The sequence below is a fragment of the Streptomyces sp. NPDC038200 genome, assembly GCF_055600785.1.
Window position 1 is genome coordinate 28,188 of the sequence record NZ_JBVJYH010000036.1, and the last position, 23,695, is coordinate 51,882.

Sequence of the window (23,695 nt, forward strand, 5' to 3'; positions counted from 1 at the left end):
GGCAGTCCCAGGAGCCTGGCGGCGTCCGTCGGTGCCGGCGAGGGCGGTCGGCGGTGCGCCGACCGCCCCTGGAGAAAGATCGTGCAGAGCTGTGGCCCGTGCCGGGTGTCAGACGCAGGTGTTGGGGTCCGACCAGGTCTTCGTCGCCCCTCCGCCCAGGGCCTGGAAGTGAATCACCGTGCACTGGAAGTTCTGGCGGATCTCGTCGCCCACTCTGTACTCGTAGCCGGTGGGGTAGCCCGGCCATCCCGCCTCGCACCCCTCGTTGCACCAATAGTCGCCGATGGCCCCCCACACCGGCCAGGCACCACTGCGCGCGGACCAGTAGATCGTTCCGTGCTCGAACTGCGTGCGTCGGCCGTGCCCGTCGGGGTTGGCCAACTCGTCCGTGAGCGGGCAGCCGAGCGCCCCGCCGGACCCGCCCATCTTGATGTATCGCTGCTCGATGTCCCCCACGACCTCGTGCGTCCCGCAGTAGGTCGTGGCCTGCGCGGGCGCCGCGGCTCCCACCACGGACATGCTCGCCAGCAGGGCCAGCAGACCTGATGCCGCGGCGATCCGCCTGCGGACCGCCGGCCGGGCAACCGCACCCCGGTGCCTCACACGACCACCTTCTTTCTCACCAGCGCGGATTGCGCCCACCTCCTCGCTCAGCAACCGTCTCGGCAGGTACGGCAGCTCCGGGTCCGGGCCCGGGGAGCGGGCGGTGATCCGGGACGCATGACGTAGTCGGAAACCCGCCGACGACAAGGAAGTTACGGGGGCTGTGCGCAGGATCGTCGTGTTGCCGGCGCGATCTCACGCTATCGAGTGAGTCGGCTTCCAGGGCACCGCCTTCCGTGAGGTGCCGTCCCGGCCGGTCGGAGCGGGAACGAGACCGCGGGGACCCCGTTACCCCGCGGACGCGGGGTCCGGCGGCCGGTCCGTTCAGGGCAGGGGGACGCCGCGCGCGGCGACCCACAGCTCGTACCACTCCTCGTGCGTGAGCTCCGGCTCGCGGCGTACGGCGTCCGCGCAGGCGCCGATGCGCTCGGGACGGGTGGTGCCCACGACCGGGGCGACGCCCGCCGGATGGCGCTGGAGCCACCACAGGAGGATGGTCTCGGGTGTGGTGCCCTTGCGCCGGGCGAGCGCGGCCACGAGCCGGTTCACCTCCGTGTCCTCGTGGGAGGTCAGGCGGCCCTGGGCGAGCGGGCTCCACGCCTGGAGCCGGACGCCGTTGGCCGCGCACCACTCCAGCGTGCCGGGCGCGAAGCCGTTCCGCGCGGCGGCCGCCGTGTTGAACAGGACGCCCGACTCCACCCAGTCGCGCCGGTCCAGGCTCATCTCCAGCTGGTTGACGACCAGCGGCAGCTCCATGTGGGCCTGCAGGGCGGCGATCTGCGGGCCGCTCATGTTGGAGACGCCGAACTGCCGGACCAGCCCCTGGGCGTGCAGGGAGGTCAGCGCGGAGGCGACCTCCCGTGGATCGGCGAGGGGGTCGGGCCGGTGCAGGAGGAGGACGTCCAGGACGTCCGTGCGCAGCCGGGCCAGACTCTCCTCGACCCGCCGCACGATGCCGGCCCCCCGCAGGTCGTAGTGCCCGGGGCGGTCACCGTCGGGCAGCCGGATACCGCACTTGGTCTGCAGGACGATGCGTTCCCGGAGCCCGGGGCTGCGGGCGAGAACCTCCCCGAACACGGCCTCCGACTTGCCGTACCGGTAGATGTCGGCGTGGTCGAAAGCGGTGATGCCGGCGGCCAGGGCCGCTTCGATCGCGGTCTGCGCGCGCCCGACGTCCTCGGGTGTGTACGGCTTCGTGTCCCAGCCGCCGCCGAGTCCCATGCAGCCGTACACCAGCTTGTGCGCGCGTATGTCAGTCTCTGCCGCCATGGCGGTCTCCCTGGTGAGTGCGGTCGGTGGAAGGCCGGTCAGGCGCGAAGGGTGTCGGCGAGCATCTCGGCGACGGCCAGGACCGGAAGTTGTGTGTTGGCGGCGGGCACGGTCGGCAGGACGGAGGCGTCGGCGACACGCAGTCCCGCCACACCGTGGACGGCGCCCAGCCCGTCGACCACCGACTGCGGGTTCTCCGCCGGACCCATGGCGCAGGTCCCCACGGGGTGCCAGTAGGTGCCCACCCGGTCCCGGAGGACGGCATCGGCGAGGGCGTGGACCGGTGTGCCGTCCGCCGGGTGCGCCAGCGGCTTCATGGCCTCGGCCAGTTCCGCCACCTTCTCCAGCCCCGCCCGGACCACGGCGACGTCACGGCCGTCCGGATCGGTCAGGAAGGCGGGATCGATCTCGGGGGGCTCCAGAGGATCCGCCGAGCGGAGCCGGACGCGTCCGCGCGAGACCGGCTTCATCAGGAAGGCGGAGATGCCCGCCTCGTACTGCCCCTGCGGCAGCTTCCCGAACAGCGGCGGCCCGGCCGTGGGCAGAAGGTGCAGGTCCCACCCCCCGTCCGGACAGTACTCGCTGGCCGCTCGGACCAGCATGCGGCTGACGTACAGTTCCCCGGCCGACTCCTTGGCCGCCAGCTCCTTGTTCAGCCGGTCCGTGGGCACCAGGGGCACGAAGACACCGGGCTGGTCGGACAGGTTGGAGCCGACACCCGGCAGATCCACCTCGCAGCGGATCCCGTTCTCCTTCAGGTGCGCGGCGGGACCGATGCCGCTGCGCAGCAGCACGGCGGGGGAGCCGAAGGTGCCGGACGCCAGCACGTAGGTGCCGGCCTCCAGGGTCACCGGTGCCCCGTCGAGGACGACGTGCACGCCGGACACCCGGCCCGCCCGGACCGAGAGCCGGTCCACCAGGGCGTTGCCGAGGATCGTCAGGTTCGGCCGTGACCGGGTCGCCGGGTCCAGGTAGGCGAAGGCGGCGTTCCAGCGCACCCCGTCGACGGCGTTGAGCAGTGGCCGGCCGTACCCGGGCGAGCCGGGGGCTCCCATGTCCACCTCCCGGTAGCCCAGTTCGCTCGCCGCCGTCAGCGCGGCCGAGGCCCAGGTGGAGAGCTCCTCGTCGGGCACGGCGTGCAGCCCCATGCGTGCCACGGCCCGCAGCCGGTACGGCTCCAGCGCACCGGCCGACCACCGCTCACCGCCCGCCCGCGTCCACTCCGCGTGGTCGGCGTGCGACCCCCACGTGTTCCAGGCACCGTTGATGCACGACGATCCGCCCAGGATCCGGGCCCGGATGCGGTAGAACGCCGTGTGCCGCTCCCACACCTCGTCGCGGGGCAGGGCACGGGCGTTCAGGACCTTCTCGGGCCAGTTCCGCCGCCGCGGCCCGTAGTCGGGGCCCGCCTCCACGAGGCACACGGATGTCCCGGGGTCCTCGGTGAGGCGGGCCGCCAGCACGCAACCGGCCACTCCGCCACCGAGGATGACGACGTCATGGCCGGACTGGATGGATGAACTCGTCATGGTCACTCCATGGGGAGGTGGCCGCCGGAGGTGCGGCGGGAGGGGACCGGTCGTGGGGGACGGGGCGGACGACGGCCTCGGGGGCTCACAGGGCTGCGGCCCCGAGTTCCGCGAGCAGCAGACGCCGGTCGATGTCCGTGGCCGTCGCCGGATCGGCCGCCGCCTTCCAGCGCCGCAGTGCCGTGCGGACCGTGCGGGTGTCGGCGTGGCGCAGCGAGGCCACGAACCGCTGAAGTCCTCGGCCGGCGCGCGCCTCCTCGGGCGTCGGCACCGGACCGGCTGCCGGTGGCGCCGTCGTCAGCGGCTCGCCGCCGAGGGCGGGCCCGAACTCCGGTGAGAACAGGGAGGCCAGTTCCGTGCGGCGCCCGGGACTCGCCAGGGAGCGCAGCAGCTTGACGGTGAGGGGCTCCTCGGCGTGTCCGCGCGGCGAGCCCCAGGCGGCGATGTCCGCGGCGGGCAGCGTGCTGAGGGACGCCAGCAGGGCCAGCGCCGCCGCGGGGCGACGGCCGCCGAGCACCGCTCCGGCGCGGGCGCACCAGTGCGCCAGCCGCTGCCGTGCCGAGATGTCCGGCGCGCCGCTCCCGGGCAGCAGCGCGAGCAGGATGTGCCAGCAGTCGAGGTGGACGTCCAGGACGTCCGCGCAGAGCGCGGCACCGTCCGCGGCCCCGTCCTGTCCGGCGGCGGCGAGGGCGGGCAGGATCTCGGCGTACAACAGCCGGACGATCCGGTGCGGGGTCCGCTGGACCCGCCAGCAGTCGTCATGGGCGTGGTCGGCCAGCAGTTCCTCCAGCGTGACCGGCTTCTCGGCGAGATCGGTGCGCACGAGCCCGTCCACGGCCTCGAAGTGGTACAGCTCGTCGAGGTGCTCCCCGGGCCGCAGCGGCGCGGACGCCCGCTCCACCTCTGCCAGCAGCGCGTCGCTCCGCTCCAGCAGCGCCGCACGGCTCTGCGGCGTCAGGGTCGCCGCGTACGGCTTGAGCCGGTCCAGTTCCCGCGAGAAGGCCTGCAGCAGGAAGGGCGTGGTGAGCCGGTGGCTCATCGGCAGTCCCAGGTAGGGGAAGACCGCGCAGCTGCGGCACCCCGGGCGGTGGCCCACCTCCTGCTCCCGCACGCGGATCAGCTCCGGGTCCCGCACCAGCTCCCGGTACGGCCGTTCCCAGGCGAGCGAGGCGTCCCACTCGTGGTAGCAGGGCAGCATGACCCGGCCGTCCGGACCGATGGTGAGGATCCGGGAGTTGGCGCCGCAGGCGGTCACGGCCGACGGATCGAGGGTGCGCAGATGGTGCAGGAAGGCCAGGTTCACCACGGTGTACGGCGTGTACCGCTGCTCCGCGACCCGGCGCAGCAGCGGCGACGACGGAACCCGGGCAGGCGCCTCGGCCTCGGCGGCCGTACTGCTGCGTCCGTTGACGGCGGCCAGCTTGAGCATCCGTACCGAGCCGGCCGGGCGGACCTCGCTCTGTGCGGCGAAGTAGCTGAACATGGGGGCCAGGTAGACCGGGACCCGGTGCCGCTGGGAGTAGGCGACGACACTGTCCAGTTCCGCCACGTTCTGGTCGGTCACCACGCAGATCAGCTTGAGGTTGGCCGCCCCTTCGGCCCGGAGCCCCTCCACCAGGGCGAGGGTGCGGTCGAGCGTGTCCGTCCCCCGGATGCGGTGGTAGCGCTCGGCGCTGAGCGTGTCCAGCGAGATGTTGAGCGTGTCGACGAGCGGCACGATCTCGGCCGCCAGCGGGGCGAACCGGATGGCGTTGGTGGTGAGCTCCACGGTCATGCCCAGATCGCGGGCATGCCGTACCGCCGTGACCAGCTCGCGGTGCAGGGACGGTTCGCCACCGGTGATGTCGAGGTAGGTGACGCCCAGCTCCGCGAGCTCGTCGAGGCAGCGGCGCAGCCCGTCGGACGTCAGCTCCTGGTGTCCGTCGAAGACGGGGTCCTGCCATACGTTGCAGTACCCGCAGCGGGAGTTGCAGCGGAAGGTGAGGTACATCCGGGCATGCCGGAAACGGGTGAGTGCTGTGGCCACTGGGCTCCTCGCAGAAACGGAATCAGACGGCCGGTGGTCCGGCGAACGCGGACGCCAGCAGGCGCGCTCCCTCGCGCACCCCCCGGACCGTGATGTTCTCGGTGGCGGGCAGGGTCGCCAGCACCTCACTGGTGAGGCAGGCGTTCACCGGGCGGGAGGCGTAACGGGTGCGGGCCCGCGGAACCGGTGACACCAGGTCCGTGGGCGCTCCGAGGGTCCGCGCGATGACGGTGGCCCACTCGGCGCGTGTGACGCGGTCGGGGCCGCCCAGGTGCAGCACCGGCGGCAGCGGGTGCCCGGCGTGCAGGAGCGCCGCCGTCACCTCCGCCACGTCGTCCAGGAGCACCGGCGTCGTCCAGTGGTCGTCGGGGGCCTCGACCCGTTCCCCGCACCGCAGCCGGTGCGCGCAGGCGGAGAAGAAGTTCAGCCATTTGCCCGCGTCGGCCGGCTCGTGGCCGTAGACGAGGCTGACCCGCAGGGCCACCGCCCGCGCGGCCTTGGCGAGCAGTGTCTCCTCTGCCTGTCGCTTCGCCCGGCCATAGGCGTTCGCCGGTGACACGGGAGTGCTCTCCGTGTTGCGCGCACCGGCGCCGTCGAAGACGTTGTCGGTGGAGATCAGCACGATCAGCGCGTCCGGTGCCAGGGTGGCGAAGGTGGCCGCCGCTCCGGCATGCGCGGCCCGCGCCTCCTGCGGGTGTTCCTCGCACCAGGTGACGTCGGAGGGTCCGTGCACGAGGACGACGCGTCCGGGCCGCAGCCGGTCGAGCAGCCGTCGGCAGGCTTCGGCGTCGGTGATGTCGAGGGCGGCCCAGCGGGCTCCGTACCCTTCGGGCGGCAGCAGGGGAGGGCGGCGCGAGACGAGCGTCACGGCATCGCCCGCCGCCGCCAGACGCCGGGCGATCCCGGCGCCCACCAGACCGCTGCCCACGACGAGAGCGGGCTCACCGGTCATGACGCCCCCTGGGAGAGCACCGGAGTCCGCTCCGCCAGCAGCCGGCCCACACCTATCAGCCCGTGGTCGTCGTCGGAGACCCCGAGCGACACCATCGCGTCGATCTGCCCGGGTCCGAGGCCGAAGCAGCCCAGCCGCACCAGCTCGCCGACCAGCAGGCGCCGGTACGGCTCACCGACCGCCAGCGCGAAGCCGCCCATAAGGATGTAGCGGCACACGCCGATCGACGTGAACACCCCCGACAGCGCCTGGGCCAGGGGCGTCAGGGTGCCGCGCAGCACCTCCGTGCTGAAGGGATCACCCGCACGGACCGCCTCCGCGATCGCCCGGTTGCCGATGCGCTCCGCGCGGCCCTCGCACAGCGCGGCCAGCCCGGAGCCGCGGAACGCGGCCTCGTCGGTGTGCGCGGCCCGGCGCGTCGCGGCCAGCACGCCCCGCCCGGACGCGAGGGCGCCCAGGTGGCCGCGGGCACCGCAGTCGCACAGCGGTGCGTCGGGGGAGAGATCACAGACCCAGTGGCCCAGCTCGCCGCCGTGGCCGTCGGCGTCCACCAGGACCTCGCCGCCGCGGAACACCTTGTTGCCGATGCCGGAGCTGACCGTGATCAGGCAGAAGTCCCCGGGTTCGGTGGCGGCGTACCGCCAGGCCGCCGCCGTCAGGTCGTTCACCACGACGGACGGCGTCCCGGTCTGCTGTGTGAGCAATTCACCGAGCGGCAGCGGGTCCCCGCGCCGCCCCCAGACAGTGGGAGCGGCGAGCACGAGTCCCGCTGCCGTGATCGGCCCCGCGAAGGCGACACCCAGGGCCCGTGGCCGTTGCCCGCCGGTGTGCGCGGCGACCTCGCGCACGATCTGCTCCACGACCCTTCGCTGCAGCACCGCCACGGGCGCACCGGGGTCGCGGTGCATGCCGTCGACCGGCACCCGGTGCACCCGTGAGAGGGTGCCGGTCGCGGGTGCGTAGGAGCCCACCCGCAAGGTGGTGCCGCCTACGTCGAGCACGGTGAACACGTCGTCGGCCGTCACGTCGTTCCTCCCAGCTCCTCCTCGAAGACGAGCAGCCGCAGGTCCTGGTCACCGTCGTTGAGCAGGCCGTGCTCCCCGTGCGGGCCGTTGACGACGACGTCGCCCGCGGCCACGCGGAACTCCTCGCCGTCCCGGTACATCAGGCCGGTGCCGTCGAGCACGACATAGGTCTCACGGTCGGCGCCGTGCCGGTGCCTGCCGATCGACGTGCCCGGCGGCAGCACCGCCAGATCGACGAAGTCCGCGCCCGGCGAACCGGGCCGGCGTGCGAAGACCCGATGGGCGAGGATCGTGCCGAGACCGCCGTGGTCCCGCTCCTTGCCGGCCAGCAGATCCCGCAGGTTGACCACGGCCTCAGGCATCGCGCCGCTCCCCGTCCGCGGCCAGCGCGTCCAGCGCTGCCTCCAGCACGTCCCCGGGCACGTCCTCCAGTTCCTGCACGAAGGCCGCCTTGCCGATCCCCGTCGGCACGACGAGGTGCAGTTTGCGGCCCCGGCGCTGCCAGGAGGCCCGCAGCGCCTGCGTCATCAGCTCCGGTGTGCAGGTGTCGGGGTCGAACACCGGCAGTCCGATCCGCCGCAGCAGCCCGACGACGCGCTCGCAGGTCTCGTCGTCGGCCAGCCCGAGCAGCCGTGCGAGGTGCGCCGACAACGCCATGTCCACGGCGACGGCCTCGCCGTGCTCCAGACGGTGGCCGCCCGCCGTCTCGACGACCGGGCTGAAGGTGTGGCCGAAGTCGACCAGCCGGGCCAGTTCGTGTTCCTGGAGGTTGGGGCAGAGTTCCTCCATCATCAGGCGCATCGACGTGCGCAGGACGTAGGTCTCCAGCTCCCCGTGCGAAGCGGCCGGGGGGCCGTCGCCGTCCGCGCGCCGGAACGCGTCCGGGTGCGCCTCCAGCGTCCGGAACAGGTCCGCGTCCAGGATCACGGCCATCTTCACGATCTCGGCGAGCCCGCAGCGGATCTCCCGGTGCGGGAGCGTCGCGAGGAAGACGGGGTCGTTCAGGGAGGCGTGGGCCGGGTGGTAGGCGCCGAACATGTTCTTCGTCTGCAGGGCGTTGACGCCGGTCTTGACGCCCACGCCCACGTCCACCTGACCGACCAGGGTGGTGTTGACCTTGATGTAGCGGATGCCGCGGGCGTAGATGGAAGCGGCGAAGCCGACCACGTCGGCGACGATGCCACCGCCCACGGCGAGCATCACTCCGTGCCGGTCGAGCCCGTCCGCCTTGGCGAGGGCGCAGACGTGCTCCGCCGCGGCGAGCGTCTTGTGGTGCTCACCGCCGGACATCACGTGCAGGGTCCATTGGCCCGGCCGGATGTGCGCCTCCAGATAGGCGCGCAGCCGGTCGCCGTAGAGACGATCGACGGTCGGGCTGACGAAAGCCACGACCCGGCGGCCCTCCAGATAGCCGGCGAGCAGGGTGTTGCGCGGGTCGAGCACCCCGGTGGCGAGGTCGACCCGGTAGCGGGTGCCGTCCGGTGCTCTCAGGTCGAAGCCGCCGGAATCCTCGCGGACCCCCGCCGACGGATGGCCGACCCGATCAAGAACCTGGCCTGACATCTCTCTCCTCAAGTGATTCACGGTGCCGCCGGAGTTCCGCGAACACCCGGGACACAGCGGCCACGAGCGGCTGTCCGGGAAGCTCCTCCAGCGGTACGGGACGGCCCTGGCCGTCGCTCACGGGCAGCCGCCAGTTGGGGTGCACCGTGGACGTGCCGGGAATGTTCTGGGGGCGGCGGTCGCCGGTCGCGTCCGGCAGCCAGACGCCGAGCAGACGTGCCGGGGTGCGGCACAGGAAGCGGTGCAGCGCGACGACGTCACCCTCCGGGTCGGGCAGCAGTCCGAGCCGCTGCAGTTCCGCCAGCCAGCCGTCGCGCTCGGCCGCGGCCTCGGCCTTCTCCTCCGCCTCCGGACGCGTGAGCAGGCCCAGGCGGGCGCGGAGTTCGACATGCTCGCCACTGAGCCAGGACGCGGTCGTCGGCAGGTCGTGGGTGGTCAGTGTGGCGAGGCAGTCGCGCCGCCACCGCTCGGGCGGCAGCGGACCGTGGCGTCCCTCCGATCCCCCGAGGTACTCGAACCGCTGCACGGACGTGCCGAGGATCCCCCGCCCGTCCAGCGCGTCGCGCACGCCGGCCTCCACGGTGCCGAGGTCCTCGCCGATCACCGCGGCGCCGGCGCGGTGGGCCTCCAGCACGAGCACGCCCAGCATCGCCTCGGCGTCGTAGCGGACGTACGTGCCCTCGGACGGCGGCCGCCCCTCGGGCACCCACCACAGCCGGAACAGGCCCATCACATGGTCGATGCGCAGCGCCCCCGCGTGCTGCAGCCCGGCCCGCAGCAACCCGGCGAGCGGCCGGTAGCCGGACGCGGCGAGACCGTCGGGACGCCAGGGCGGCTGACCCCAGTCCTGGCCGTGCGGGTTGAAGTCGTCCGGTGGCGCGCCGACGCTCATCCCCGCGGCCAGGCAGTCCTGAAGCGCCCAGGTGTCGGCGCCCTCCGGGGCCACGCCGACCGCCAGGTCGTGGATGAGACCGATCTCCATGCCGGCGCCGGTGGCCGCCGCCTGGGCCGCGGCCAGCTGTTCGTCGGTGACCCAGGCGAGCCAGCGGTGGAAGTCGACCTCGGCGGCCAGCTCCTCGCGGGCCCGGGCCACGGCCGGGGATCGCGGGTCGCGCAGCGTGACCGGCCAGGAACGCCAGGCCCCGCCGTGCACACCGGCCAGCGCGCACCAGGTGGCGAAGTCCGTCAGGTCGCGGCCCTCGCGCGCGGTGAACTCCGCGAACGCCGCGGCCCGCGCGGGCGACAGCGGCACCCGGTGCACCGCCCGCAGCGCCTCGTCCTTGAGGTGGCGCACCGTCTCCCGGTCGATGGTCAGATCGCCGCGCAGCACGGCCTCGTTCACTGCCCGGGCCCGCGTGACGCACCGGTCGGCCGAACGGCGGGCCTCGTCCGTGAGGTACGCGTACTCCGGTATCGCCTCCACCCTGAGGTGCATGGGGTCGGGGTACCGGCGGGTCCCGGGCCGGTACGGCGACGGGTCCGGCAGCGGACCGGGCTCCATGGCGTGCAGCGGACCCAGTTGCACGAAGTCCGCCCCGAGCGCGCGCCCCGACCAGGACGCCAGCTCCGCCAGGTCGCCCAGGTCGCCCATGCCCCAGGAACGGCGCGAGAGCACCGAGTACAGCTGGACGAGGAATCCCCAGTGCCGTTCGGCCGGCACGGGCAGCCGCTCCGGTACGACGAGCAGCGGTGCGGACCGACTCCGCCCGGGCGTGCTGACGTGCAGGGTGTGCCGGCCGGCCGGCAGGGAGCCGGACAGGTCGGCGGTGCCCCCGTCCTCGAGTTCCACCTCCGCCGTGGCGTCGCCGGGCAGGCCGAGCGAGGGTACGCGGCCCCCGCGCACGACGACGGTCTCGGGCAGCAGCCGGGTCGCCGCACGGTCGCGGTGGGCCGCGAGGGCGGCGCGGGCCGCCGCGTTCGTGGACGCGTCGACACCGCACGCGGCGAGCACGGCCACGAGGGTGTCCGGGGCCACGGACATCCGCTGCCCCCGGTCGGTGGTGTAGGCGGTGGCGATCCGGTGGGCGCGGGCCAGCTCGTGCAGGATCTCGGTCATGACGCCTGCTCCGCGGTGCCGAAGAGACGTTCCAGGACGACGGCGACGCCGTCCTCGTCGTTGCCGGGCGCGATCTCGTCGGCCATCGCCCGCAGTGCCGGATGGGCGTTGGCCACGGCCACGCCGTGCGCGGCCCAGGCCAGCAGCGGTATGTCGTTGGGCATGTCACCGAACGCGACGGTCTCGGCCGGGTCGCAGCCGAGGAGCCGTGCAGCCCGTTCCACGCCGGCCGCCTTGGTGGTGCCCGGGGGCAGTACCTCCACCATTCCCTGCACCGAGTGCACGACGGTGACCATGTCACCGCACAGCGCCTCGGCCACGGACTCGAGCTCGTCCTCCGGCACGCCCGGGTGGTGCAGGACCAGCTTGTCGATGGGGTCCGTCCACAGCAGACCGCGGTCGGTCGTGACGTCCCAGCCGTGGCGGACACGTTCACCGAAGCGGGGAGTGACCTTGAACCGGCTCTCGGGCGGTGCCGTCACGACGCCCAGTTCCAGCGGTCCGAGCGCCGCCTCGACGCGTTCCACGACCTCCCGTGCGACGTCGAGGTCGAGCGAGGCCGAGGTCAGCAGCCGGTCGGCGCCGGCGTCGTAGAGCTGGGCGCCCTGCCCGCACACGGCGAGCCCGCGGTAGCCGAGTGCGGCCAGATACTGCTTGCAGGCCGCGGCGGGTCTTCCGGTCACCACGAGATGGGCTGCTCCCGCCCGGGCCGCCCGGGCGAGAGCGCGCAGGGTGCGTTCGGAGACGGTCTGGTCGCTGCGCAGCAGGGTTCCGTCGAGATCGGTCGCCACGAGCCGGAAGGGCGGCGCCTTCGCGAGGCCGTCGCACGGGACGGTGTCCCAGGTGACCCGGCCCGAGGCCAGGGTCAGCATGACGAGCAGACGGCCGTCGGCGGCGGAACCGGGCAGGGCGCCGCGGAAGACGCCTTCCCCGGCCGGTGCCAGCGGCGTCAGCACCATGCCGCTGTCCGCGGGCACGGCCTCGTCGGAGGCGGCGGCCTCCGCGCAGGACTCCAGGGCCGCCCGGGACACACCGGTACCGGGCACCGCCATCTCCACGTGCCGCGCGTGCGGGTGACGGTATTCCAGATGCCGGCGGCCGTCCGGGCCCCGGAACACCCTGTACCGCCCGCTCACCCGCGCCGCCCAGTCGTCCCGACCGGCCGCGCGGGCGGTCTCGGCGCACCGGGCGAAGTCGGCCCGGGCGTAGGCGGCTTCGAAGAGACGCTCGTACGCCTCCTGGTCCAGAGGTGCGCAGCGCCCGTAGGCCGCGGTGTCCCCCATGGCCGCGGCGGACCGTGCGATGAGCTGCCGGTGCCGGATCCAGGCGGCGGCGGGCAGGACGTCGAACCAGCCGTAGCGGATCGCGTCCTGGACGGGGAAGGGCCTCGGCCGGCCGCTCAGGAGGCCCGCGAAGGCCGCCAGACGCCGGTCCGCGCTCCGCGCCCAGGTGAAGGAACGTGCCGTCGCACGGGAGTTGGCCGACAGCCGGGCGTATTCGTCGGGGGCCGCGCGCCGCAGCGACGCGGCCTGGCGTATGCGCTCGGCGAGCGCTTCGGCCAGGGCCGGGTCGTCGTCGCGGAACGAGCCGGGCAGCGAGAACCCGGTGGCCCGCGGATCGTCCGCGGGCAGCGCGTGCCCGAAGTGCGCGGTGACGCTCTGCGCGGTCGCGATCGGCACCGCACCGCACGCCATCGCCTCCGCCTGCGCGATCAGGAACCCGTCGAGCTCGAACTTCGAGGGGAAGACGCAGAAGTCGGCGCACGCCGCCTGCTCGAACAGGGTGTCCTCGTCGGCCAGCTGCCAGTCCAGGTGGACCCGGCCCGGGTACAGGTCGGCGACGCTCTGGAAGTAGGCGTTGCCGACGGGTGCCGCCTGGCCGCCGCCTCCGCTGGTGGCGAAGCGCAGCACGAACACCGCCTCCGTGCCGCTCGCCAGGACGTCCTCCACGGCGCGGACCAGCTCCAGCTGCCCCTTGTGGTGCACCGCGTAGCGGGCGGCGTGGTAGAAGACCGGCAGCGACGGGTCGAGGCCCAGGCCGCGCAGGACCGCCTCGCGGTCCACGGCTCCCGCGTCCCGTGCCAGCCAGCCGTCGGATATCCCGCAGCCGCCCATGAGGAGTTTCGCCGCCTGCTCGCGCAGCGTGCGGGACACCGGAAGGGTCTGGAACAGAGCCTCGAACGGGGTGTCGCGGAAGGTGCTGTAGTAGTCGCGCTGGCCGGGTGAGACGAAGTCGACCAGATCGGCGTGTGCCAGGATCAGCGGCAGGAAGGCGATGTGGTCCGGGCCGTGCTCGGCGTGCATCCGGGTGCCGGCCAGCACCCGCGCCATGGTCGCCTCCGGGCTGCCCTCGACGGGCAGCGGATCCTCGAACGCGGCGAGGTCCGCGTCGACGCCGAACATGCCGAGCAGCCGTTCCACTTGCGGGCGGTACACCGACTGCGTGACGGGCGCGTTGGCCGCGACCGTGCTCACGGTCCGCAGGGACGGGTCATCGGCGAACAGCGGCGGCAGAAGGTAGTGGTAGTACGGCTCGAAGCCGTGGACCACCGCCTCCTCGCCCTTCAGATACCGCCGGATGAAGTGCGCCCCCGCCACCTGGAACACCAGCGGCTTGAAGTGCGCGAGATCCCTGCCCTCGGTGCCGGGAGGCGGGTACAGCCGATCGGGGAGCAGGTCCAGGCAGGCGTCGGAGAGGAAGTACACGTCCACCCCGTCCTTGTGCAGCCGGTGAGCCCGGACGGTCAGCTCCAGGGTGATCTCGGCCGGCTGGTCCGGCCACACCTTGGGGTCCGGCACGAGCGGGACGCGGTACTCGTGGACGTAGGGCAGGTCCTCGATCGGATGATCGCGCCGCAGCGTGTCGAGGAGGCCGTGCGCCGGAGTGACCAGCGAGACGCGGTGGCCCCGCGCGGCGTACTCCCGGGACAGGTTCCACACCAGCGGGGACAGTCCGCCGCGCATCAGGCGGTTGTCGAACCCGCCGCACTCGAAGGCGAAGTGGATGATGTGCATGCGGGCGCCCCTCACCAGTCCACCGCGGCACGCGCGCCGGCCGCGCGCAGCCCCGGCAGGTCGATGAACTCGGTGTGGGTGCCGACGCTGCCGCACACGAACGCGCCGGCCACCGATCCGCTCAGCACGCAGTCCGCCAGTGGGCGGCCCTCGAAGTAGGAGTGCAGGAACGCGGTGACGAAGGCGTCCCCGGCCCCGTTGGTGTCCACCACGGGCCGTTCGGGCCGCACGGCAGGGAAGTGGCGGATGTGGGTGTCACCGCGCTCCAGCAGGTAGCAGCCGTCGGCGCCGTCGGTCGCGACCACGAACCTGGCCCGGCCCTCGTCCACGACGTCCCGCAGCACGGTGTGCAGCCGGTCGTGGATCGCCGCGGCGCTCAGGAACACGTAGTCGGAGTTGAGGGCGTAGTGACGGTGGTGCGGGTTGTGGCCGTCCCAGTCGTGCAGATCGGTGGAACTGGTCACGCCGAGGCGGTGGATGTCCTCGTACACGTCCTGGTTGTGACCGATGATCGACAGGTGGACGTGGGCCGACCGCTCCAGGAAAGGCAGGTAGAAGTCGCGCGGCAGCCTCAGGTCGGCGGGGTGGCGTCCGTCGTAGAAGGAGAAGCGGCGGCCCTGCGGGTCCACGAGGTTCGCCGAGCGGGGGGTGCCGTGGGGCGAGACGAGGTGGCTGAAGTCGAGGCCGTGACGGGCATAGTGCTCCAGCACCATGCGTCCCTGGGGATCGTCGCCGAGGAAGTCGATGAACTTGGTACGCAGTCCGAGCGCGTGCCAGCCCAGCGCGACGCCGTTGCCGGTGTGCCCGACGTAGTCCTTCAGCGGCTCCACGAAGACCGAGTCCCCGGGCGGCACGCGCAGTTCGTCCACGCGCACGATCGTGTCCACACCGACCCCGCCGACCACCAGGACGTCGTAGTCGCTCGGACGCTTCTCGCTGTGGGATCCGGGCAACGTCATGCGCTCACTCCTTCGGTAACGTGCTGAACGCGTCCGTCCTCCAGGACGACCGCCCCGTCGATGTCGGCGCCGGGCGGTATCACCGCGCCGGGCAGCGCCACGCTGCGGCGCACCCGGGCACCCGCACCTACCCGCACCCCGGGGAAGAGCACGCTGTCCTCCACGAGCCCGGCGTTGACGAGGTCGGAAGGGACCACCGACGTGCGCACTCCCGGGGCCTCGGCGACCCATCTCCGCCCGACGTCCGGCCGCACCGTCCGCGGCATCCGTCCGACGGGCAGAGGTGCCCGCGGCCCGGCCGCGAGGGCCAGGTGCGCGCGGTGGTAGCGCTCGACGGTGCCGATGTCCTCCCAGTGGCCGTGCACCTCGTGGCCGCGGATGTGCTCTCCCGCCGCGAGCATCGCGGGGATCACGTCCCGGCTGATGTCGTGCTGCCAGCCGCTCCCGTCCAGCTCGGTCAGGTACCGGCGCAGCACGGCGGCGTCGAAGACGCAGAACGCGGCGAAGACCAGGTCGGAGGTGGGGTTCTCGGGTTTCTCCGTGAACTCGGTGAGCCGGCCGCCGCTGTCGAAGCGGACCATGCCGAACAGGTGCACCCAGCGCATGTCGATGCGCTGGTAGGCGACGGTCAGCGCCGCGCCCGAGGCCCGGTGCGCCTCGACCAGCGGACGGTAGTCGTAGCGGTAGACGTGGTCCGCGTGGAGGACGAGGACGTCCTCGGTGCCTTCCGTGAAGACATGATCGGCCTTGCGGATCAGGGCGTCGGCCGTGCCGCGCTCCAGCGGCCAGGTGCGCCGCGGCAGTTCGGTGGGCAGCTCCCGGCCCGCGTAGGCGACGTCGTAGGGGCCGAAGTGCACCCGGAAGCCGGGTTCGGCGTTCCACGTCCGGTGCAGGTCGTCCATCAGCTGCCGCTCCTCGTACTGGGAGAGCAGCAGCACCTCCGGCAGGCCCGAGGCGCGGGCGTTGGCCAGGCTGAAGTCGATGAGCCGGCAGGTGCCCCCGTAGGGGACCAGCGGCTTGAGGCGTCCCGTGCCGAGCGGGCCCATCCGGCGGCCCTCCCCGCCCGCCAGCAGCACCGCGCGTACCGTGCTCAGATCAGCCATGACGCACCTCGTCCCAGGTCACCCGGCCGGAGGACAGGGTGAGCAGCAGCCGGCCGTCGGCGCTCGGAGCCTCGCCCACGAAGATCCCCGGCGCTGTGCGCTCCAGAGTGCGGACGTCGGGCAGGGCTCTGGACGAGCTACGCCGCGCTTCGACGATTTCCACCCGTTCGGCGTGCGGGAGCCGGTACTCCAGCCGTCCGTCGCCGAGGAACCGGGCACGTTCGCGCAGCCGGGCGGTCTCGTCCGCGGGCACTGCTTCGGGGAACCGGTCGAGGACCCGCTCGCAGACGGCGAAGTCGGCGCGCCGCCACGCGGCACGGAACATCGTCAGTGCCGCGTCCGCATCGAGCGGTGCGCGGCGTTCGTAGGCCTCGATGTCACCGTGTCCGAGCGCGGCGGAGGCGGTGACCGCGTCGTCGGGGAGCAGGTCGAACCAGCCGTGGCGCAGCGCCAGTTCGGTGGACAGGACGGCGGGCCGGCCCTCCCACAGATCGGTGAAGGCGGCCAGGTGCAGGTCGGCGCAGTGGTCCCAGGTGAAGACCCGGGCGACGGCCGAGGCGCGCTCGGAAAGCTCCCGGTAGCGGCCGGGCTCGTCCGACCACAGGGCCGCCGCCTGGCGGATGCGCTCCGCGAGCGCGGCGGTGAGCAGTTCGTCGTCCTCCGCGAAGGAGCGGTTCACCGCGAAGCCGGTGGCCGTCTCCGGGCCGTCGGCGTGCCGGAAGTGCTCCATGCCGCGCTGGTCCGTGGCGATCGGGACCGCGCCCACGGCCATGGCCTCGCCCTGGGCGATCAGGAAGGTGTCCATCTCGAACTTGGAGGGGAACAGGGCGAAGTCGCAGGCGGCGGCGTAGGAGAAGATACGTGCCTCCTCGACGCGCTCCCACTCGAAGTGGAGCCGGGCCGGATGGCGGGTGGCCACCTCGTGGAAGAACGGGTCGTCGATGCCGTTGCCGGAGATGCAGCGGATGACGAAGTTGGCCTCCAGTCCCTCGCTCAGCACCCGGTCCACGGCCCGCATCAGCTCGATCTGACCCTTGTGGTGCACCGCGTAGCGGGCGTTGTGGAAGAACGTCGGCAGCGCGGGATCGAGGCCGAGGCCGCCGAGCACCTCCGCCCGGTCCACGCCGGCCGGGTCCCAGGCCAGCCACTGGTCGGAGATGGCGCAGCCGCCGACGAACATCTTGTGGGCGTTGCGGCGCACCACCTCGGCGATGGGCAGCCGCCGGAACAGCACTTCGAAGGGGGTGTCGCGGAAGCCCGCGTAGAAGTCCAGCTGGCCGGGCGACAGGAAGTCGACCAGATCGGCGTGGTCGGCGGTCAGCTCGTAGATCGCCACGTGGTCCGCCGGGTAGGTGTAGTGCAGGTGGGTGAGCTGCTGGTACTGCACGACCGCCGGGGGCGCGTCGGTCTCGGGTTCGGCGCCGGGGAGCTTGACGTCCACGTCGAGCAGCTCGAACAGACGCTCCACCTCCGGCGCGTACACCTTCTTGGCGATCGGCATGTTGCTCTGCACGTTGCTGACGACGAGCTTCGTCGGGTCCTCGCGCAGGGCGGCCGGCAGCAGGTAGTGGTAGTACGGCTCGTGCGCGTGGACGACGGCCTTCTCGTCGCCGAACCAGCCGCGCAGGAACCGCACGCTGTCCACCTGGAAGACCAGCGGCTTGAAGAACACCAGGTCCCGGCCCTTGGCGGAGTACGGAGGGTAGAAGGTGTCGGGCAGCCGGTTCAGGTACTCGTTGGCCAGGAAGTACAGGTCCACGCCCTCCAGCCGGATGCGGTGGGCGGTGGTGCGCAGCGACAGGTCGGCCTGCGCGGGGAAGCCCTCCCAGACCCGGGGGTCGAGGGCGACGGGCAGCGTGTAGGTGTCCTCGTAGGGCAGGTCCTCCACCTCGTAGCGCTGCCGCAGGTCGTCGAGTCTGCCGTGGGCGGGCGTGACGATGGAGACCCGGTGTCCCCGGGCGGCGAAGGTCCTGGAGAGATTCCACAGGTACACGGACGTGCCGCCCTGCAGGAAGGTGTGGTCGAATCCGCAGCACTCGAAGTACGTCTCGATGATGTGCATCCGGGGCGCGTTCACGACGGTCATGTCCTCGCGTAGGTCGTCGGGGCGGGAAAGGCCAGCGCGAGCGCGTGGCGCAGGTCGATCGCGGCGTGGTAGGGACGGGCGTGGTCGTGGTTGTAGCCCAGCTCGTGCAGGAGCCGGCGCAGGTACAGCAGCCGCCGCAGCGGACTGTCCGAGGCGGGGCCGAGCAGCAGGCGCAGCACGCGCTCGCGCCAGATGTCGGCGGTGCGGAAGACGTTCGCCAGCACGGCGCGGTCCGCGGGCGGCAGGCCGGGTGCGCCGTCCAGGGAACCGTTCATGGTCTCGGTCGAGTCGATGCCCAGGCGGCGGGCACTCTCGAAGGCGGCCTCGTCGGCGGCGAAGTACTCCAGGGCGCGCCGCACGGCGACGAGGTCCTGCAGGGGCGACTGGGCGGCGTGGGCCGGGTCGTCCGGTGACAGGGCGGGCGTGGACAGGTCGATGACGCTCATGCGCCAGGTGCCGTCGGCCGTGTCGGAGCACAGCAGGTGCGACAGATGCAGGTCGCCGTGGCAGGGACCGGCGCCGGGAGCCGTCGCCCGGCCGTGGAACTCCTCTGACAGCAGTTCCAGTTCGGTCGCGAGGGCGTCGAAGGCGGCTCTCCGGGCGGCCTCGGGCAGGGGAGCGTCGGCGCGGGCCAGCTCGGCCAGCCGTGCCGAGGACCGCGCGAGGGCGTCGGCCACCGGATAGCCGGTGGCGGGAGTGCCCAGGCGTGCCGCCAGCTCCTGGTGGAAGCCGCGCAGGAATCGCCCGGCGCTGTCCAGCTTCGGCTCCAGCGGCAGCAGATGGGAGTGCACGAGCTGGTCCGGTGCGGTGCCGTCCGTGAGCCGCGGCCACAGCGAGCGCAGGTTCTCGCGCAGCGGAGCGTCGATGCCGTGCCCCGGAGCGTGCCGGTAGAGGACGCCCACCGGATGCCGGGTGCCGTGGACGGGGTCCGTGTAGGTGTAGTCCCCGGCCCACTCGGGCGTGTGTCCGGAGCCGCTCATGAGCCGCAGCAGTTCCGGTTCGTGGACCGTCTCGTCCAGGCGGCGGTAGGTCTTGTGGATGAACGGGGAGCCGTCGACTTCCACCAGGGACAGGGAGTTGGAGGACCAGCCCTGGTCGAAGGGCCGCCACCGCACCTCGCCGGCCGGCACCGCGGGCGCGCGGCGGAAGTCGACGTGTCCGCCGCGCGTGGTGCGCAGCCGTGCGCCGGTGAGCACACGGCGCACGGCTGCGAGTCCGTGCGGTCCGTCGCCGCCGATCCCGGTCACGCCGCCCGACGGTTCCCCGCGCGCGGTCACGAACACCCGCTCGCCCGAGGCGGGTCCGCCGACGGCGGTCACCACCAGCAGCAGCTCGCCGGAGCCCAGCTCGACGTGGTCGACCGCTTCGTATCGGTGGGCGGCACGCAGGTCGCGCGGCATCCAGGGCGCGGTGCGCAGCAGGTGTTCGAGGTGTTCGTCACGGATCACGTGCGTGCTCAACTCCCGGTCATTTCGTAGGCGTCGACGCCGCGCCGCCAGACGGTCAGGGCGACGGCGAGGGTCCCGGCCGTCACCACCGGCAGCCAGACCACCAGCCCCGTGGCGCCGGTCAGCAGATAGACGCAGGGCACGTACGAGGTGAAGGCGAAGGGGAGTACCCAGGTCAGGACGGCGCGCAGCGAGGGGTGGTAGATGTCCAGCGGATAGGCGGCGAACTCGGACACCTGGTTCGCCGCGTACATCGACGGCAGGCTGGTCACGGTCCAGAAGGACAGCGAGGCGAACAGCAGCTTCACCGAGGTGTGGATCAGGGCGCCGCACAGGACGAGCAACGGGGCGACGAGCCATTGCAGCACGGTCGGGTGAAGACCGAGCCGACTGCCGGACCAGCCCACCAGTGCGGCTCCCAAGGCGAGTTCGCCCAGTCCGTCGGGGTGGAAGAAGCGCTCCGACAGCAGGGAGAACAGCGGGTTCACGGGACGGATGAGATAGCGGTAGAACTCGCCGCGCTGGACCAGCTTGCGGCCCAGTTCCCACAGCTGGTCCGTGAAGAGGTGGTCCAGGCCGCGGGGGAGCAGCGAGAAGCCGAGCAGGAACAGCACTTCGTGATAGGTCCAGCCGTCCACCGCCGGCACCTGCCGGAAGACCAGGCCGACCACGGCCGTCTGGAGGCCCACGCGGACCAGGAAGGCTCCCGCCCCGAGGGCGAAGTCCATGCGGTACATGCTCAGCCGGTGCAGCCCGACCCCGCCGAGGAAGAAGGCCAGCCGCACATGGCGCCACACCGTTGCGGTCATCCGCCGAGCACCTCCAGACGGCTCAGCGAGGCCCGCCACAGGACGCCGCTGAGCACCGTCAGACCCGCCACCCAGCCGACCTGACGGGCCAGCACGTCGGTCGCGCCGGCCACCCCGTCGTAGCGGCCGAGCAGCAGGGTGAGCGGGCCGTCGACCATGCCCCGGAAGGGCAGCGCGGACGCGAGGGCCGCCAGGGGCCCCGGCATCAGTGCGAGGGGCACCAGCTGTCCGGCGAAGAAGGCGACCACGCTCTGCTTCACCATCCGCACCCCCCACGTGTTCGTGGTGACGAAGCCCGTCATCCCGGTCAGCAGGTTCACGAGGAAGGCGAGCAGCACGGACAGCGCGGTGGACACCGCGAACAGCAGGACGTCCACGGGCCGCGGCGTGCTGAGCGGCACGATCAGCGCGAACAGGACGAGCACGGGTACGCCGACCAGGACGGCGTTGGCCGCGACCACCGGGAGACAGGCGAAGAAACGCATCACCGGGTAGCTGACGGGCCGCACCAGCATGACGGCGACGTCACCGCGGTAGACCTCGGCGGCGACCTCGTCGTCCACCCGGTTGGCGTGCAGGATCTGCAGCACCTGGGCCACGAGCAGATAGGTGGTGATGCTCTCGGCGGTGAAGCCGCCCGGGCCGCCGCCGGGCGGGGCGCCCGCGTACACCGCCCGCCACAGGAAGACGGTGATCGCCGCGCCGGCGGCGGCCGTGATCCCGGTCGTGACGAACGTGGAGCGGTACTGGAGCAGGGACTGGAGTCCTCCGGTGGCGAACGGCAGGTAGTGCCGGGCTCGCACGGGCAGGGGGAGGGGCGGAGCGGGCTCCTTCCGCTCCCGGCGGGGCGAGCGGGTCATGCCGCACCCTCCCGGCTCGCACCCGGGACCCCGGCGGGCGCCGCCTCGCGGTGCCCGCCGTAGATCCTCCGCAGGACGTCCTCCAGGTCGGGTTCGGGCGCGTAGCAGTCCGCGAGGTCGAAGCGTTCGAGCAGGAAGCCGAGCACCTGCCGGGAGGTGAACCGGTCGGCCGGGTAGTCGATCCTGATCCGGCCGTCCTCGGCGGACGAGGCGTTCACCCCGGGCAGCCCCCGCTCGATCTCCGCGCAGGCGGACCCGGGATCCGGGCCGTCCCGATGGTCGAACACGACCGAACGCCGGTCGGCGGTGCGCAGCAGGTCCCGGATGCTGCCCTGGTGCACCACCCGTCCCCGGTCCACGACCAGCGCGCTGTCGCAGATGGCGGCGATGTCCGTGATGTCGTGGCTGGTGAGCACGACGGTCGTGCCCAGCTCCTCGTGGACGCGGTTGACCAGCTGCCTCACCGCGTCCTTGAGCACCATGTCCAGGCCGATGGTCGGCTCGTCCCAGAAGACGACCGCCGGATCGTGCAGCAGACTCGCCGCGATCTCGGCCCGCATCCGCTGCCCCAGGCTCAGCTGGCGCACGGGCGTGGTGCCGAGGGCGTCGATGTCCAGCAGTTCCCGGTAGAGGGCGAGATTGCGGTGGTACACCGGGTCGGGGATGTCGTAGACGCGGCGCAGGATGCGGAACGAGTCGGGCACGGACAGGTCCCACCAGAGCTGACTGCGCTGGCCGAAGACCACGCCGATGCCGCGGGCGTTGGCCTGCCGGTGCCGGTAGGGCTCGATGCCGCGGACCAGACAGCGCCCGCTGGTGGGCGTCATGATGCCGGTCAGCATCTTGATCGTGGTCGACTTGCCCGCCCCGTTGGCACCGATGTACGCGGTCTTGGACCCGGCCGGGATGGTGAAGGACACGCCGTCGACGGCGCGGACGATGCGGTGCTCACGGGTGAAGAGGGTGGCCAGACTGCCGGCGAGACCCGGTTTGCGCTCGGTGAGCCGGAACTCCTTGACGAGGTTCTCCGCGACGATCACGACAGCACCCGTCCCAGGGCCTCTTCGAGGATGCCGACGCCCTCGTCGAGGAGCGGCTCGTCGATGGTGAAAGGCGGCGCCAGGCGCAGGATGTGTCCGCCCAGGGCGACTCTGAGACCCAGGTCGAGGGCGGTGGTGTACACGGCCCTCGCGAGATGCGGCGCGGGGGTGCGGCTCTGCCGGTCGGTGACGAACTCCAGCCCGTACAGCAGACCCAGACCGCGCACGTCCCCGACGTTGTCGAAGCGGGCCGGAAGGGCGGACAGCCGCTCGTGCAGCAGCTCGCCCAGGACGCGGACACGCTCGATCAGGCGGTCGCGCTCGACGACCTCCAGCGTCGCCCGTGCCGCCGCGACGCCGAGAGGGTTGCCCGCGTACGTGGACGCGTAGGCACCGGCCCCGGAGGCCGCCGGATGGTGCATCAGGTCGGCCCTGCCCGCCAGCACGGCGAACGGGAACCCGCTGGCCAGCCCCTTGGACAGGGCGACCAGGTCGGGCTCGACACCGAACTGCTCGCTCGCCAGGAACGTCCCCGTCCGGCCGCCGCCGGTGAGCACCTCGTCGGCCACGAGCAGCACGCCGTTGGACCGGCAGGCCTCGGCGATCTGCTCCCAGTAGCCCGGGGGCGGCACGACGACGCCGGCGGCACCGAGGACGGGTTCGAAGACCAGCGCCGAGACGTTGGGCTTGTCGGCGATGTGCTTGCGCACGAGAGAGGCGCAGCGTACTCCGCAGGAGGGGTACGTCAGTTCCAGCGGGCACCGGTAGCAGTAGGCCGCGTACCCGAGGACCGAGTTGCCGGCGAAGGCCTGGTGGCCCACGTCCCAGTGCACGAGCATCCGCGCACCCATCGTCTTGCCGTGGAAGCCCCCGCGCAGGGCGCCGATCCGGTTGCGGCCCGGTTCGGCGGTGGCCTGGACCACGCGCAGCGCGGCCTCGACGACCTCCGCGCCCGTGGAGAACAGGGCATAGGTGTCCAGCCGTTCGGGCAGCAGCCTCGCCAGCAGCTCCAGCAGCGCGGCTCGGTCGGGCGTCGCCGAGTCGTGCACGTTCCACAGGCGCCGGGCCTGCTCGGTCAGCGCCGTCACGACCTCCGGGTGACCGTGCCCCAGGGACTGGGTCAGGGTGCCCGCCGCGAAGTCCAGATACTGGTTGCCGTCGAGGTCCGTGAGGACCGGGCCGCGCCCCTCGGCGAACACCCGGCGTCCGACGGCCGCCTCCTCGGAGGCGCCCGGAGCGAGGTGCCGTGCCTCCCGCTCCAGCCGCTCCCGCTGGTGCCGAGCTGTCACTGCTGCTCACACCCTTCCGTGCGAACTGCTCTGTCGGGCAGCGCCGTTGGGCGATGCCGGAAGC

General features: G+C 72.6%; 18 protein-coding genes. All 18 read right to left on the reverse strand.

Annotated features, from left to right (window positions below; translation table 11 throughout):
- Positions 1 to 108: 108 nt before the first annotated feature.
- The 18 genes from ACZ7KF_RS40095 to ACZ7KF_RS40180 all read right to left on the reverse strand — a co-directional run bounded on the left by ACZ7KF_RS40095 (position 109) and on the right by ACZ7KF_RS40180 (position 23,631).
- On the reverse strand, positions 109 to 603 hold the full coding sequence (locus ACZ7KF_RS40095; RefSeq protein ID WP_471087146.1) for an LGFP repeat-containing protein: 495 nt from the start codon (positions 601 to 603) through the stop codon (positions 109 to 111).
- A 324-nt stretch (positions 604 to 927) separates the two neighbouring features.
- The gene (locus ACZ7KF_RS40100; RefSeq protein WP_471087149.1) at positions 928 to 1,872 is read right to left on the reverse strand and encodes an aldo/keto reductase; all 945 of its coding nucleotides are present in this window, start codon (positions 1,870 to 1,872) and stop codon (positions 928 to 930) included.
- Positions 1,873 to 1,910: 38 nt separating this feature from the next.
- A complete protein-coding gene (locus ACZ7KF_RS40105) occupies positions 1,911 to 3,401 on the reverse strand; it encodes a GMC family oxidoreductase (protein ID WP_471087152.1) in 1,491 nt (496 codons plus the stop codon).
- A gap of 85 nt (positions 3,402 to 3,486) precedes the next feature.
- Positions 3,487 to 5,427, reverse strand: coding sequence for a radical SAM protein (locus tag ACZ7KF_RS40110; protein WP_471087155.1), 1,941 nt, complete (start codon positions 5,425 to 5,427; stop codon positions 3,487 to 3,489).
- 22 nt (positions 5,428 to 5,449) lie between these two features.
- Entirely contained in the window at positions 5,450 to 6,379 is a 930-nt protein-coding gene (locus tag ACZ7KF_RS40115) for an SDR family oxidoreductase (RefSeq protein ID WP_471087157.1), read from the reverse strand.
- Complete coding sequence (locus ACZ7KF_RS40120) at positions 6,376 to 7,404, reverse strand: ROK family protein (RefSeq protein WP_471087160.1); 1,029 nt, start codon at positions 7,402 to 7,404, stop codon at positions 6,376 to 6,378. Before ACZ7KF_RS40120 ends, ACZ7KF_RS40115 begins: the two co-directional genes overlap by 4 nt.
- Entirely contained in the window at positions 7,401 to 7,766 is a 366-nt protein-coding gene (locus ACZ7KF_RS40125; protein ID WP_471087163.1) for a cupin domain-containing protein, read from the reverse strand. Before ACZ7KF_RS40125 ends, ACZ7KF_RS40120 begins: the two co-directional genes overlap by 4 nt.
- Positions 7,759 to 8,967, reverse strand: coding sequence for a sedoheptulose 7-phosphate cyclase (locus tag ACZ7KF_RS40130; RefSeq protein ID WP_471087166.1), 1,209 nt, complete (start codon positions 8,965 to 8,967; stop codon positions 7,759 to 7,761). Before ACZ7KF_RS40130 ends, ACZ7KF_RS40125 begins: the two co-directional genes overlap by 8 nt.
- Positions 8,948 to 11,023, reverse strand: a complete 2,076-nt coding sequence (malQ, locus tag ACZ7KF_RS40135; RefSeq protein WP_471087169.1) for a 4-alpha-glucanotransferase — start codon at positions 11,021 to 11,023, stop codon at positions 8,948 to 8,950. The genes ACZ7KF_RS40130 and malQ overlap by 20 nt, the downstream gene beginning before the upstream one ends.
- Complete coding sequence (locus tag ACZ7KF_RS40140) at positions 11,020 to 14,037, reverse strand: Cof-type HAD-IIB family hydrolase (protein ID WP_471087172.1); 3,018 nt, start codon at positions 14,035 to 14,037, stop codon at positions 11,020 to 11,022. The genes malQ and ACZ7KF_RS40140 overlap by 4 nt, the downstream gene beginning before the upstream one ends.
- Before the next feature lie 11 nt (positions 14,038 to 14,048).
- Positions 14,049 to 14,996, reverse strand: a complete 948-nt coding sequence (locus ACZ7KF_RS40145; protein WP_471087175.1) for a carbohydrate kinase family protein — start codon at positions 14,994 to 14,996, stop codon at positions 14,049 to 14,051.
- Positions 14,993 to 16,099 (reverse strand): sugar phosphate nucleotidyltransferase, encoded by a 1,107-nt coding sequence (locus ACZ7KF_RS40150; protein WP_471087178.1) that lies wholly within the window; start codon positions 16,097 to 16,099, stop codon positions 14,993 to 14,995. The genes ACZ7KF_RS40145 and ACZ7KF_RS40150 overlap by 4 nt, the downstream gene beginning before the upstream one ends.
- Positions 16,092 to 18,185: a glycosyltransferase gene (locus ACZ7KF_RS40155; RefSeq protein WP_471087181.1), complete on the reverse strand. Its 2,094-nt coding sequence runs from the start codon at positions 18,183 to 18,185 to the stop codon at positions 16,092 to 16,094. The genes ACZ7KF_RS40150 and ACZ7KF_RS40155 overlap by 8 nt, the downstream gene beginning before the upstream one ends.
- Entirely contained in the window at positions 18,182 to 19,645 is a 1,464-nt protein-coding gene (locus tag ACZ7KF_RS40160) for a hypothetical protein (RefSeq protein ID WP_471087184.1), read from the reverse strand. Before ACZ7KF_RS40160 ends, ACZ7KF_RS40155 begins: the two co-directional genes overlap by 4 nt.
- Entirely contained in the window at positions 19,642 to 20,442 is an 801-nt protein-coding gene (locus ACZ7KF_RS40165; protein WP_471087187.1) for an ABC transporter permease, read from the reverse strand. The genes ACZ7KF_RS40160 and ACZ7KF_RS40165 overlap by 4 nt, the downstream gene beginning before the upstream one ends.
- On the reverse strand, positions 20,439 to 21,302 hold the full coding sequence (locus ACZ7KF_RS40170) for an ABC transporter permease (protein WP_471087190.1): 864 nt from the start codon (positions 21,300 to 21,302) through the stop codon (positions 20,439 to 20,441). Before ACZ7KF_RS40170 ends, ACZ7KF_RS40165 begins: the two co-directional genes overlap by 4 nt.
- Complete coding sequence (locus ACZ7KF_RS40175) at positions 21,299 to 22,342, reverse strand: ABC transporter ATP-binding protein (protein WP_471087193.1); 1,044 nt, start codon at positions 22,340 to 22,342, stop codon at positions 21,299 to 21,301. Before ACZ7KF_RS40175 ends, ACZ7KF_RS40170 begins: the two co-directional genes overlap by 4 nt.
- On the reverse strand, positions 22,339 to 23,631 hold the full coding sequence (locus tag ACZ7KF_RS40180) for an aspartate aminotransferase family protein (protein ID WP_471087196.1): 1,293 nt from the start codon (positions 23,629 to 23,631) through the stop codon (positions 22,339 to 22,341). The genes ACZ7KF_RS40175 and ACZ7KF_RS40180 overlap by 4 nt, the downstream gene beginning before the upstream one ends.
- Positions 23,632 to 23,695: the final 64 nt, after the last annotated feature.